Source organism: Klebsiella sp. 64 (genome assembly GCF_018223915.1).
Classification (GTDB): Bacteria; Pseudomonadota; Gammaproteobacteria; order Enterobacterales; family Enterobacteriaceae; genus Klebsiella; species Klebsiella pneumoniae.
In genome coordinates this window covers 26,504-38,553 of sequence record NZ_JAGRQZ010000038.1, presented here as the reverse complement: position 1 = coordinate 38,553, position 12,050 = coordinate 26,504, and the positions used below count along the sequence as shown (strand labels likewise).

12 protein-coding genes are annotated in these 12,050 nt (G+C 60.8%); 6 read left to right on the top strand and 6 right to left on the bottom strand.

Annotation, left to right across the window (positions count from 1 at the left end; translation table 11 throughout):
- Positions 1-370, top strand: a 370-nt coding sequence (locus KHQ23_RS23445; RefSeq protein WP_211777061.1) for an ABC transporter permease, incomplete at its 5' end; no start/stop codon positions are given.
- On the opposite strand, the gene KHQ23_RS23440 is transcribed toward KHQ23_RS23445, so the two are convergent.
- Complete coding sequence (locus KHQ23_RS23440) at positions 345-458, bottom strand: protein YohO (protein ID WP_002912762.1); 114 nt, start codon at positions 456-458, stop codon at positions 345-347. The genes KHQ23_RS23445 and KHQ23_RS23440 overlap by 26 nt on opposite strands.
- 229 nt (positions 459-687) lie before the next feature.
- On the opposite strand from KHQ23_RS23440, the gene KHQ23_RS23435 reads away from it, so the two are divergent.
- Genes KHQ23_RS23435 through KHQ23_RS23425 form a run of 3 tightly spaced genes read left to right on the top strand, consistent with a single transcriptional unit; the run spans position 688 to position 3,607 of the window.
- A complete protein-coding gene (locus KHQ23_RS23435; RefSeq protein ID WP_002912760.1) occupies positions 688-2,376 on the top strand; it encodes a sensor histidine kinase in 1,689 nt (562 codons plus the stop codon).
- The gene (gene btsR, locus KHQ23_RS23430; protein WP_211776937.1) at positions 2,370-3,089 is read left to right on the top strand and encodes a two-component system response regulator BtsR; all 720 of its coding nucleotides are present in this window, start codon (positions 2,370-2,372) and stop codon (positions 3,087-3,089) included. Before KHQ23_RS23435 ends, btsR begins: the two co-directional genes overlap by 7 nt.
- 47 nt (positions 3,090-3,136) lie before the next feature.
- Positions 3,137-3,607, top strand: coding sequence for a DUF1456 family protein (locus KHQ23_RS23425; protein ID WP_009484174.1), 471 nt, complete (start codon positions 3,137-3,139; stop codon positions 3,605-3,607).
- A gap of 115 nt (positions 3,608-3,722) precedes the next feature.
- Here the strand turns inward: KHQ23_RS23425 and metG are convergent, their stop codons facing one another.
- Complete coding sequence (gene metG / locus KHQ23_RS23420) at positions 3,723-5,756, bottom strand: methionine--tRNA ligase (protein ID WP_038991268.1); 2,034 nt, start codon at positions 5,754-5,756, stop codon at positions 3,723-3,725.
- 153 nt (positions 5,757-5,909) lie between these two features.
- On the opposite strand from metG, the gene apbC reads away from it, so the two are divergent.
- Positions 5,910-7,019 (top strand): iron-sulfur cluster carrier protein ApbC, encoded by a 1,110-nt coding sequence (gene apbC, locus KHQ23_RS23415; RefSeq protein WP_002912751.1) that lies wholly within the window; start codon positions 5,910-5,912, stop codon positions 7,017-7,019.
- Here the strand turns inward: apbC and KHQ23_RS23410 are convergent.
- Together KHQ23_RS23410 and KHQ23_RS23405 are read right to left on the bottom strand one after the other, a co-directional pair.
- The gene (locus tag KHQ23_RS23410) at positions 7,016-7,480 is read right to left on the bottom strand and encodes a GNAT family N-acetyltransferase (RefSeq protein WP_004890760.1); all 465 of its coding nucleotides are present in this window, start codon (positions 7,478-7,480) and stop codon (positions 7,016-7,018) included. The genes apbC and KHQ23_RS23410 overlap by 4 nt on opposite strands.
- A complete protein-coding gene (locus tag KHQ23_RS23405) occupies positions 7,452-7,769 on the bottom strand; it encodes an RcnB family protein (protein ID WP_002912749.1) in 318 nt (105 codons plus the stop codon). The genes KHQ23_RS23410 and KHQ23_RS23405 overlap by 29 nt, the downstream gene beginning before the upstream one ends.
- Before the next feature lie 183 nt (positions 7,770-7,952).
- On the opposite strand from KHQ23_RS23405, the gene KHQ23_RS23400 reads away from it, so the two are divergent.
- Positions 7,953-8,852, top strand: a complete 900-nt coding sequence (locus KHQ23_RS23400) for a LysR family transcriptional regulator (RefSeq protein ID WP_004149074.1) — start codon at positions 7,953-7,955, stop codon at positions 8,850-8,852.
- On the opposite strand, the gene KHQ23_RS23395 is transcribed toward KHQ23_RS23400, so the two are convergent.
- The gene (locus tag KHQ23_RS23395) at positions 8,842-10,185 is read right to left on the bottom strand and encodes an NCS2 family permease (RefSeq protein ID WP_002912743.1); all 1,344 of its coding nucleotides are present in this window, start codon (positions 10,183-10,185) and stop codon (positions 8,842-8,844) included. The two genes, KHQ23_RS23400 and KHQ23_RS23395, sit on opposite strands and share 11 nt — an antisense overlap.
- A gap of 2 nt (positions 10,186-10,187) precedes the next feature.
- Complete coding sequence (locus KHQ23_RS23390; protein WP_020317134.1) at positions 10,188-11,999, bottom strand: adenine deaminase; 1,812 nt, start codon at positions 11,997-11,999, stop codon at positions 10,188-10,190.
- Positions 12,000-12,050: the final 51 nt, after the last annotated feature.

The following is a 12,050-nucleotide window of genomic DNA, read 5'->3' as shown; positions in this document are numbered from 1 at the left end:
GTATGGCATACTGCCGGTGCTGCAGGGGACGCTGGCCGGGCTGGGTTCGATACCGCCGGGGTTGTCAGGCGTTGCTGAAGGAATGGGAATGACCGGCTGGCAGCGTCTGTATAAGGTGAAGCTACCGCTGGCGGCCCCGGTGATCCTGGCGGGGATCCGCACCTCGGTCATCGTCAATATTGGTACCGCGACCATTGCCTCGACGGTGGGGGCCAGTACGCTCGGGACGCCGATCATCATCGGCCTGAGCGGCTTTAATACCGCCTATATTGTACAGGGGGCGCTGCTGGTGGCGCTGGCGGCGATTATCGTCGATCGCGCGTTTGAGCGTCTGACCCGCTGGATCAGCCGACACCGCCACGCACAATAAAGGAATAGCCGGCCAGCATCACGCCGCTGATCCCGCCGATGGCCATAAGTAAGAAGAGAGTGACGACCGCGATTTTCGCTGGCTTCATAATAGGCTCCTGATGTTAACAGGGGGATTATACGGTGAAGCGCAGGTGTTAATGAAACATTAATTGCGGTTTAGCGCGCCGCGCCGGGCTTTTTGCCGCGTTTGCTGCGCAACGCGCCGCAAAAAAGTGTGATCCTGGCCGTCATTTTTCATTTTTATGCAGGGCTTCAAAGAAAGTTTTCGCCAGGCAGGGTATGGTACGCGCTTTCAGGCATGTGTGGTTTGCGGGTATGTACGAGTTTGATCTGGTGTTGCTGCTGCTTCAGCAGATGTGCGTATTTTTGGTCATCGCGTGGTTGATGAGCAAAACCCGACTGTTTATCCCCCTGATGCAAGTCACCGTTCGCCTGCCGCACAAACTGCTGTGCTATGTCACCTTCTCCATTTTCTGCATTATGGGGACCTATTTCGGTCTGCATATCGAAGACTCCATCGCCAACACCCGCGCCATCGGCGCCGTGATGGGCGGCCTGCTCGGCGGGCCGGTGGTCGGCGGGCTGGTAGGGCTCACCGGCGGCCTGCACCGCTACTCGCTGGGGGGAATGACCGCCTTAAGCTGCATGGTTTCCACCATCGTTGAGGGGCTGCTGGGCGGTCTGGTGCACAGCGTGCTGGTCAAACGCGGCCGGCCGGACAAAGTCTTTAGCCCGCTGACCGCCGGGGCGATCACCTTCGTGGCCGAGCTGGTGCAGATGATGATCATTCTGCTGATTGCCCGCCCGTTCCAGGACGCCCTGCATCTGGTGCAGAGCATTGCCGCGCCGATGATGGTCACCAATACCGTCGGTGCGGCGCTGTTTATGCGCATTCTGCTGGACAAGCGGGCGATGTTTGAGAAGTACACCTCCGCCTTTTCCGCCACGGCGCTGAAGGTGGCGGCGTCCACCGAGGGGATCCTGCGTCAGGGATTCAACGAAGAGAATAGCATGAAGGTGGCCCAGGTGCTGATCCAGGAGCTGGACATCGGCGCGGTGGCGATCACCGATCGCGACAAGCTGCTGGCGTTTACCGGCATCGGCGACGACCACCATCTGCCGGGCAAGCCTATCTCCTCCTCGTATACGCAACGGGCGATTGAGACCGGGGAGGTGGTCTACGCCGACGGCAACGAGGTGCCTTACCGCTGCTCGATTCATCCGCACTGTAAGCTGGGGTCGACGCTGGTGATCCCCCTGCGCGGCGAGAACCAACGGGTGATAGGCACCATTAAACTGTATGAGGCGAAAAATCGCCTGTTCAGTTCGATCAACCGCACCCTCGGGGAGGGGATTGCCCAGCTGCTGTCGGCGCAGATCCTCGCCGGACAGTACGAGCGGCAGAAGGCGCTGCTGACGCAATCCGAAATCAAGCTCCTGCACGCCCAGGTCAACCCGCACTTCCTGTTTAACGCGCTTAACACGCTGAAGGCGGTGATCCGCCGCGACAGCGATCAGGCCGGCCAGCTGGTGCAGTATCTATCGACCTTCTTTCGCAAGAACCTGAAACGGCCGACGGAAATTGTCACTCTTGCCGATGAGATCGAGCATGTTAACGCCTATCTGCAGATTGAGAAGGCTCGCTTTCAGGCTAACCTGCAGATCCAGATGGCGGTGCCGGAAGGGCTGGCGCATCACCAGCTGCCGGCCTTTACCCTGCAGCCGATCGTGGAGAACGCCATTAAGCATGGTACATCGCAACATCTTGGCGTCGGCGAAATTACCATCCGCGCCAGCCAGGACGATCGCTGGCTGCAGCTGGATATCGAAGATAACGCCGGGCTGTACCGGGCCAACCCCCAGGCCAGCGGGCTGGGGATGAATCTGGTGGACAGGCGGCTGCGGGCGCGTTTTGGCGCCGACTGCGGCATCAGCGTCACCTGCGAGCCGGAGCGCTTTACCCGTGTCACCCTACGTCTGCCCCTGGAGGAGAATGCATGCTGAGAGTATTGATCGTCGATGATGAGCCGCTGGCGCGGGAAAACCTGCGCATTTTGCTGGAGACACAGCGCGATATCGAGATCGTCGGCGAGTGCGGCAACGCGGTGGAGGCCATTGGCGCGGTGCATAAGCTGCGTCCCGACGTGCTGTTTCTCGACATCCAGATGCCGCGCATCAGCGGTCTGGAGATGGTCGGGATGCTCGACCCGGAGCACCGCCCCTATATCGTGTTTCTCACCGCCTTTGATGAATACGCGGTGAAAGCCTTTGAGGAGCATGCCTTTGACTATCTGCTGAAGCCGATTGAAGCTGCCCGGCTGGAGAAAACCCTCGCCCGCCTGCGCCAGGAGCGTAATCTGCAGGATGTGTCGCTGCTGGATGATGCTCAGCAGACGCTGAAATACATTCCCTGTACCGGCCACAGTCGTATCTGGCTGCTGCAGATGGAGGATGCGGCCTTCGTCAGCAGCCGGATGAGCGGCATCTACGTGACCGACCGCGAGGGAAAAGAGGGCTTTACCGAACTGACCCTGCGCACCCTTGAGAGCCGCACGCCGTTGCTGCGCTGCCATCGCCAGTACCTGGTGAATATGGCGCACCTGAAGGAGATTCGCCTTGAGGAGAATGGCCAGGCGGAGCTGCTGATGCGCGCCGGACAAACGGTGCCGGTGAGCCGGCGCTATTTAAAAAGCCTGAAAGAGGCGATTGGCCTGTAAAGCTGGTACACTGCGCCCCATTGCATCATCGACAGTAAAAGGCCCTCATGCTCAGTAATGATATTCTTCGTAGCCTGCGCTACACCCTGAAAGTCAATAATAACGATATGGTGCGCATTCTCGCGCTCTCCGCTATGGAATCCACCGCCGCCAGCTTCGACACCTGGACGACGAAAGAGGATGAAGAGGGCTTTGTTCGCTGCCCGGACATTATCCTGTCGGGTTTCCTTAACGGCCTTATCTATGACAAGCGCGGCAAAGATGATTCGGCCCCGGAGCTGGCGCTGGAGCGTCGGGTGAATAACAACACGGTGCTGAAAAAGCTGCGGATCGCCTTCTCGCTGAAAACGGACGATATCCAGGCGATTATGAGCGAGCAGAAATACCGGGTGTCGGTGCCGGAGATCACCGCCATGATGCGCTCGCCTGACCACAAAAACTACCGCGAGTGCGGCGACCAGTTTCTGCGCAATTTCCTGCGCGGACTGACCCGGCGGGTGCATAACCCGAAGGCATGATTTTTTGCCGGGTGGCGGCTTCGCCTGACCCGGCCTACAACGACTGCCCCCCGGGCGCGTGCTAGCATAGCGCCGCCGGGCAAAAAAAAGCCGGAGATACTCTCCGGCTTTTTTGTTATTTCACCTGCTGACCCGGCTTGGCGCCGTCGTCAGGGCTTAACAGGAAGATATCCTTCCCGCCAGGGCCGGCGGCCATCACCATGCCCTCGGAGATGCCGAAGCGCATTTTGCGCGGCGCCAGGTTGGCGACCATCACCGTCAGGCGACCAATCAGCGGCTGCGGATCCGGGTAAGCGGAGCGGATACCGGAGAAGACATTGCGTTTTTCGCCGCCGAGATCCAGCGTCAGGCGCAGCAGCTTGTCGGAGCCCTCGACGAATTCCGCGTTTTCAATCAGCGCCACGCGCAGATCGACTTTGGCGAAATCGTCAAAGGTGATGGTCTCCTGAATCGGATCGTCCGCCAGCGGACCGGTGACCGGCGCCGCGGTGGCTTTCACCTCTTCTTTAGAAGCTTCTACCAGGGCTTCCACCTGTTTCATCTCGATGCGGTTGTACAGCGCCTTGAACGGATTCACCTTATGCGCCAGCAGCGGCTGCTGAATGGCGTCCCAGCTCAGTTCGCTGTTGAGGAATGCCTCCGCACGCGCGGCCAACTGCGGCAGGACCGGCTTCAGCCAGGTCATCAGCACGCGGAACATATTCAGGCCCATGGTGCAGATGGCCTGCAGGTCGGCGTCGCTGCCTTCCTGTTTCGCCACCACCCACGGCGCCTGCTCGTCGACGTAGCGGTTAGCCACGTCGGCGAGGGCCATGATTTCGCGGATGGCCTTACCGAACTCGCGGCTGTCCCACGCTTCGCCGATGCTTTCCGCCGCGTCGGTGAAGGTTTTGTACAGCGCCGGGTCGGCCAGCTCCGCGGCCAGCACGCCGTCGAAACGCTTGCTGATAAAGCCGGCGTTGCGCGAGGCGAGGTTAACCACCTTGTTGACGATGTCCGCGTTCACGCGCTGCACGAAATCTTCCAGGTTCAGGTCGATGTCATCGATGCGCGAAGAGAGCTTGGCGGTGTAGTAGTAGCGCAGGCTGTCGGCATCGAAATGATTTAACCAGGTGCTGGCCTTGATAAAAGTCCCGCGCGACTTGGACATTTTGGCGCCGTTAACCGTCACGTAGCCGTGCACGAACAGGTTAGTCGGCTTACGGAAGTTGCTGCCTTCCAGCATCGCCGGCCAGAACAGGCTGTGGAAGTAGACAATGTCCTTGCCGATAAAGTGATACAGCTCGGCCGTGGAGTCTTTCTTCCAGTATTCGTCGAAGCTGGTGGTGTCGCCGCGCTTGTCGCACAGGTTCTTGAAGGAGCCCATGTAGCCGATCGGCGCGTCCAGCCAGACGTAGAAATATTTGCCCGGCGCGTTGGGAATTTCGAAGCCGAAGTACGGCGCATCGCGGGAGATGTCCCACTGCTGCAGGCCGGATTCGAACCACTCCTGCATCTTGTTCGCGACCTGCTCCTGCAGCGCGCCGCTGCGGGTCCACGCCTGCAGCATTTCGCTGAACGACGGCAGGTCGAAGAAAAAGTGCTCGGAGTCACGCATCACCGGCGTGGCGCCGGAGACCACCGATTTCGGGTCGATAAGTTCGGTGGGGCTGTAGGTCGCGCCGCACACTTCGCAGTTATCGCCATACTGGTCCGGAGATTTGCACTTCGGACAGGTGCCTTTCACAAAACGGTCCGGCAGGAACATGCCTTTTTCCGGATCGTAGAGCTGAGAGATGGTGCGGTTTTTAATAAAACCGTTCTCTTTCAGGCGGGTGTAGATAAGCTCCGACAGTTCGCGGTTCTCGTCGCTGTGCGTCGAGTGATAGTTATCATAGCTGATGTCAAAACCGGCGAAATCGGTCTGATGCTCCTGACTCATTTCGCCAATCATCTGCTCCGGAGTGATACCGAGCTGCTGCGCTTTGAGCATGATCGGCGTGCCGTGGGCGTCGTCGGCGCAGATGAAGTTGACCTCGTGGCCGCGCATTCGCTGGTAACGGACCCAGACATCAGCCTGGATGTGCTCCAGCATGTGGCCGAGGTGGATGGAGCCGTTGGCGTACGGCAGGGCGCACGTTACCAGAATTTTCTTCGCGACTTGAGTCATAGTGAGCATTACATCTTCTGTTGTAAAAAGGGCTTCCGATATTACCAAAAGGGCTGTGGGTGCGCCATAAATGGCTGCCCATATATGGATAATCGTTACCTGTGATAAACTCTGTGATTACTGAAAGCATCTCAAAACAACAAAGGAGTCGGGATGAATTCGCAATCCCAGGCCAAATCCCCTGAGCGCCTACGTGCGATGGTCGCCGGGACGCTGGCCAATTTCCAGCACCCAACCCTGAAGCATAATCTCACCGCCCTTAAGGCGCTGCACCATGTCGCCTGGCTGGACGATACCGTCCATATTGAACTGCAAATGCCGTTCGTCTGGAGCAGCGCCTTCGAAGCGCTGAAAGAGCAGTGCAGCGCCGAACTGCTGCGCATCACCGGCGCGAAGGCCATCGACTGGAAGCTGACCCACAGCATCGCGACCCTCAAGCGGGTGAAAAACCAGCCCGGGGTCAACGGCGTGAAAAACATTATCGCCATCAGCTCCGGCAAAGGCGGCGTCGGTAAATCTTCTACTGCCGTAAACCTGGCGCTGGCCCTGGCGGCGGAAGGGGCGAAGGTGGGCATTCTGGATGCCGATATCTATGGTCCGTCGATTCCGACCATGCTGGGTGCGGAAGACAGCCGCCCGACCTCGCCGGACGGCACTCATATGGCGCCGATCATGAAATATGGTCTGGCAACCAACTCCATCGGTTACCTGGTGACCGACGACAACGCCATGGTCTGGCGTGGGCCGATGGCCAGCAAGGCACTGATGCAGATGCTGCAGGAGACGCTGTGGCCGGATCTTGATTACCTGGTGCTGGATATGCCGCCGGGCACCGGCGACATCCAGCTGACCCTGGCGCAGAACATCCCGGTCACCGGCGCGGTGGTGGTCACCACGCCGCAGGACATCGCGCTGATCGACGCCAAAAAAGGCATCGTGATGTTCGAGAAAGTGGAAGTGCCGGTGCTGGGGATCGTGGAAAACATGAGCATGCATATCTGCAGCAACTGCGGGCACCACGAGCCTATCTTCGGCACCGGCGGCGCGCAAAAACTGGCCGAGAAATACCACACCCAGCTGCTGGGCCAGCTGCCGCTGCATATTACGCTGCGGGAAGATCTGGATAACGGCACGCCGACGGTGGTGGCGCGTCCGGACAGCGAATTTACCGACATCTACCGCCAGCTGGCGGGCCGGGTGGCGGCCCAGATGTACTGGCAGGGAGAAGTGATCCCGGGTGAGATTGCCTTCCGCGCCGTTTAAGGCCGCGGCGAGCGCATCAGCCAGTATCTGCCCTCGGGCGACGCGCCCTGTGCTTCGATGGTCCAGCCATGACGCTGGTAGAAGCGCAGGGCGTTTTTATTTTCCATCAGGCACTTCAGCGTTCCGCTGGCGGTAAAGGTCCGTTCGACCTGCGCCAGCAGCGCGCTGCCGATATGTTTGCCTTGCCAGTCGGGGTCGACAAACAGATGGTGAAGGAAATTATCGGCGGTCCATACGGCGGCAAAGCCCACCGGCTGGCCGTCGCATTCCGCGACCCACAGCTGTTCATCCGCGGTGGCGGCATCGAAATCTTCCAGCCGCCACGCCGCGGCGGGAAGCCAGGTCCACGATAAACTGCGCGCCCGCAGGAAGATCTGGCGCAGCGCCGGAGAGTCCGCTGGCTCGCCGGGGCGGACGTGGAGATTGCGCGGATCAACGATGGTAGAAGATCTCGCCATCATACACTTTGAGGATTTTGCCTTCGGTATCGGTAATCAGCACGTAGTTACCGCCCATATAGGTCCAGTGGCTGCCGGCGTCCGGCGCAGGCAGGTTACGCTGCTGCCACTGTTTAATGTTGTATTCCGGGGTGAGATACATCGCCGGAACGGTGTCGCCGATGTGAAACTGGGTGAAATCGGCGGTGAACTCTTTCAGCGCATACTGATCGATCCCCGCGGCAGTAGCCGTCCAGCTGGCGCCAGCGGTGGCAAGAAGTACGCCCAGAAGCATCATTTTTGTTTTACGCATAGTTTCCTCAATATTACCTGGACTCAAAATAGCAGCCTCGTATCATTCCTGATGCGTTGCTGAAATGGCAAGCACTGGATTTTTAAAAAGTGTAAGCAAAACGCGGCGCAAGTCTTGTGCCGCTTGCGTTGCAGCGACGGTGATGCGTATTTTGGGAGCAATCTGAAGCAGGGGAGAATCGGCATGTTCAGGCTGGAAGATCTGACCTTATTTGTCCGCGCCGCGGCGCTGGGCAGTTTTAGCGACGCGGCGCGCGAGGCCGGGCAGCAGCCGGCGCAGGTCAGCGCGGCAATTAAGCGTCTGGAGACGATCCTCAATATTCGCCTGTTTGCCCGTTCGACCCGCAGCCTGCGCCTGACGCCGGAGGGGGAGACCTGGCTGCCCTACGCCACCCAGATGCTCGATACCCTCGAGGCCGGTCTGCAGAAGATCCAGACCCCGGACGATGAAGTTCGCGGCATGTTGCAGATTGCCGTGCCGTCGGACCTCGGGCGTAACCTGCTCCTGACCCTGTTCCGCGATTTCCGCCAACGCCACCCGGCGCTGCGCCTGCGGCTGCTCTTTTCCGATCAGCTGACCGACGTGTTTAAAGATCCGGTGGACGTTGCGTTTCGCTATGGCAATAACGACGATGCTTCGTTTATCTCGCTGCCGGTGGCGCCGGAAAATCGTCGGGTGCTGGTGGCCTCGCCTGAGTGGATCGCTCGCCATGGCGAACCGCAGACCCTCGAGGAACTCAGCCAGCATAATGCGTTGATCTACATTTTGCGCGGCCGTCCGTTCGACCGCTGGTCGCTGAGCCTCGACGGCGTGGTTCAGCAGCAGAAGGTCTCCGGCACGGTGATGAGCGACGACGCCGAGGTGATCCGTCGGCTGGCGATCGCCGGGGAGGGCATTGCCTATAAATCGATGCTCGACGTCAGCGACGATCTGCGGGCGGGGCGCCTGCGGCGCCTGCTGCCGCGTTATCAGGGGGATGTAGTGCCGTTGAATCTGATTTGTCCGCACCGCAAACAGCTCTCTGCCGCGGTGCGTTTGTTATATGAAGAGGTGAAATCACATTGTGAAGGGCTTAATGCCTGACTAAGGTCGCGAAGTAATATACCAGCGGGACGGCCAATACCCACAGGCCAATCGGGATCTCCCGCCACTTACCGGCGATAGCCTTGATCACAATGTAAAACAGCAGCCCGCCGGCAATCCCGGTGCCAAAGCTGTTGGCGATAAGGGTGATCATCACCATCATCAGCACCGGCAGCCCGTCGGTGAAGTTGGCAAGATCCACTTTGCGCAGGCCGCTGAACATGTTCAGGCCAATCAGGATCAGCGCCGGGGCGGTGGCTTCTTTCGGGATCATCAACGCCACCGGCGTGAACAGCAGCATCAGCAGGAACATTACCGCCGCCGACAGGGCGGTGAGGCCGGTTTTGCCGCCCGCTTCCGCTGCCGCCGAAGACTCAATCAGCGCCGTCGCCGCCGGAATGCCCACCCACGGGCCGAGCGCGGCGGCAATCGAATCGACCATGAACGGGCGATTAATCTGCGGCATGTTGCCTTCTTCATCCAGCAGACCCGCCTCGCCGCCCACCGCCAGCGTTGTCCCCATGGTGGAGAAAAACTCAGATGCGAAAAAGACGAACAGGAACGGCAGGAAGGCGATGTTTAACGCCCCCAGCAGGTCAACCTGTCCCAGCACCGGCGCCAGCGAGTGGGGGGCATCGATAAAATGCGTCGGCAGTTTAGTCACGCCGAACGGGATACCCACCAGCGTGGCGCACAAAATAGCCCACAAAATCGCGCCCGGTACCTTACGCGCCTGCAGGGCTATCGCCAGGAACAGGCCGCACAGCGCCACCAGCGCGCCGGGGGCGAGAAAGTCGCCGAGCATCAGGGCGTTGGTTTTCGCATTGGCCAGCACCAGCCCGGCATTGCGAAAACCGAGGACGGCGACAAACAGGCCGATGGAGGCCGTCAATCCCAGCTTGATCGACTGCGGCACCGAGCGGGTGACCACTTCGCGCAGGCCAAAGCGGGTCAGCAGGAAGAAGAGGATCCCCGACCAGCAGGCAATTCCGAGGCCAGTCTGCCAGCCAATCCCTTCGCTACCGGCCAGCGTCACCCCCACCAGCACCGAGCCGCCAATGCCCGGGCCGACGATAAACGGCAGGTTGGCATAAAACGCCATCAGCAGCGAGCCGACGACGAAGACCAGAATGGTGCCGGTGGTGGCGGCGCCTTTATCCATCCCGCCGATCGCCAGCAGCCCCGGGATGACCACCAGTAAATAGGCGGCGGCGAGAAAGCCGGTGATCCCGGCCAGGCATTCGGTGCGTAGCGTGCCGCCGCGCGAGCGCAGCGCAAAGCGGCGCTCCAGCCAGTTAGCGCGGGCGGAAGAGTGAAGTGTGTTATCGGCCATGCTCAGGCTCCCTGAGGATTATTGTTGTGATCGGTTGGCTCCGGGATCTCCCGGCAGGCTATCAACGGGTCGACTATCTGGCGGCTGCCGCCGTCGGTCAGACCCAAATCGGTTAAATGCGGCCCGGCGTTACAGGCAAGGCAGGTGCCTTCAATGGCCTTGAAGACCCGGTACGGCGGCTCCCAGTCGGCGACTTGGCTGCTCAGATCGCGCAGCTCGCGGAACTGACGCGCCAGTTCCGCGGCTGGGAGATCCGACAGCATGCCGGCAATCGGCATCGCCACATGGGCAAGGATCTCGCCCTGTTGCGCCAGCGCCATCCCGCCGCCGGAGGCGATAAGCTGGTTGGCCGCCAGCGCCATATCATTAGCGTCGCGCCCGAGCACCACCAGATTATGCGAGTCGTGGGAGTAGCTGGTGGCGATGGCGCCGCGCAGCTCACCCCAGCCTTCAAGCAGGGCGATTTGCGGCGTCGCCTGATGGCGGCCGTGGCGGTGCTTGACCCAGATCAGACTGAAGCCGGCGGGCAGCTGGACTTTCCCGTCACGAACCTGCACTTCCACTTCGCCCCACTGGGTGAAGCGCGCGCCGCGGATATGGCGCAGGCGGGCGATGCCGTGACGAATGCCCTGGACGCGCAGAATAAAGTCATCGGCGCGGAGGGGGGCGATCTGCAAAGTATCGCGCGGCGGCGTGACGCCCGCGGCGGGCGCGATCGGTGTCAGCAGGTTGCCCGCACGGGCCAGCAGCTTACCGCCTACGTAGACTTCGCGGGCCACCAGTTTCTCCAGGGAATCAAACACCACCAGATCGGCGCGCCGCCCGGCGGCAATCAGCCCAAGATCGTGGCGCTGCAGGCGAATAGCGGCGTTGAGGGTGGCGAATCGCAGCGCATCGACCGCCGGTAAACCGTGCTCGATCAGCAGATTAAGCAGGGCGATGATGCCGCCTTTCTCCAGCAGCATATCCGGCGGCACGTCATCAGTGCAGACGGTGATCTGCGAGGAGAGGTGCGGCAGCGTTTTTAACGCCGCGACGATATCCGGCAGCAGATAGGGGTGCGAGCCGCGGATCTCGATCGTCAGCCCGGCGCGCAGTTTTTCCAGCGCGTCGTCCGCCGAGGTCAGTTCATGATCGGAGGTGACGCCGGCGGCGAGGTAGCCCTGCAGGTCAGCGCCGCTCAGGCCGCGGGCGTGGCCTTCAATCAGTTTGCCGCTGTTGAGACCGGCCTGGACAATCTCCTGCATCCGCTCGCTACCGTGCAGCACGCCGTGCATATCCATCACCTCCGCCACGCCGCGCACTTCCGGCCAGCCGAGCATGGTCTCCATCTCCGCGCCGGCAAAATCGGCGCCGGACATTTCGAGACCCGGCGTGGAGGGGACGCTGGACGGGGCGGCGACCATCACCTGCAGCGGCAGATGGCGGCTGGCGTCCACCGCATAGCGCACGCCAGCGACGCCGAGGACGTTGGCCAGCTCATGCGGATCCCAGAACACTGCGGTGGTGCCCTGGGTGAGGACGATTTCCGCATAGCGCTCCGGCGGCAGGTGCGAGCTTTCGAGATGCACGTGGGTGTCCATCAGGCCGGGGGACAGGTAGCTACCGGCCAGGGAACGCACTTCATGGGCGTCTTCGCGACTGCCGCGCGGATGGACGCTGGCGATCATCTCGCCGACGATACCGACGTCAGCGGGGCGAATTTCGCCCGTGGCCATATCGACGATCTGCGCATCGATCAGCAGCAGATCAAACGGGGATTCACCGCGCGCGGCCTGCACGGCGCGACGGCGGACTTGAGCATTGCTGGACATAACCACTCCGGCACAAGGATAATGCGGATACTCTAGGGGCACAGCAAACGT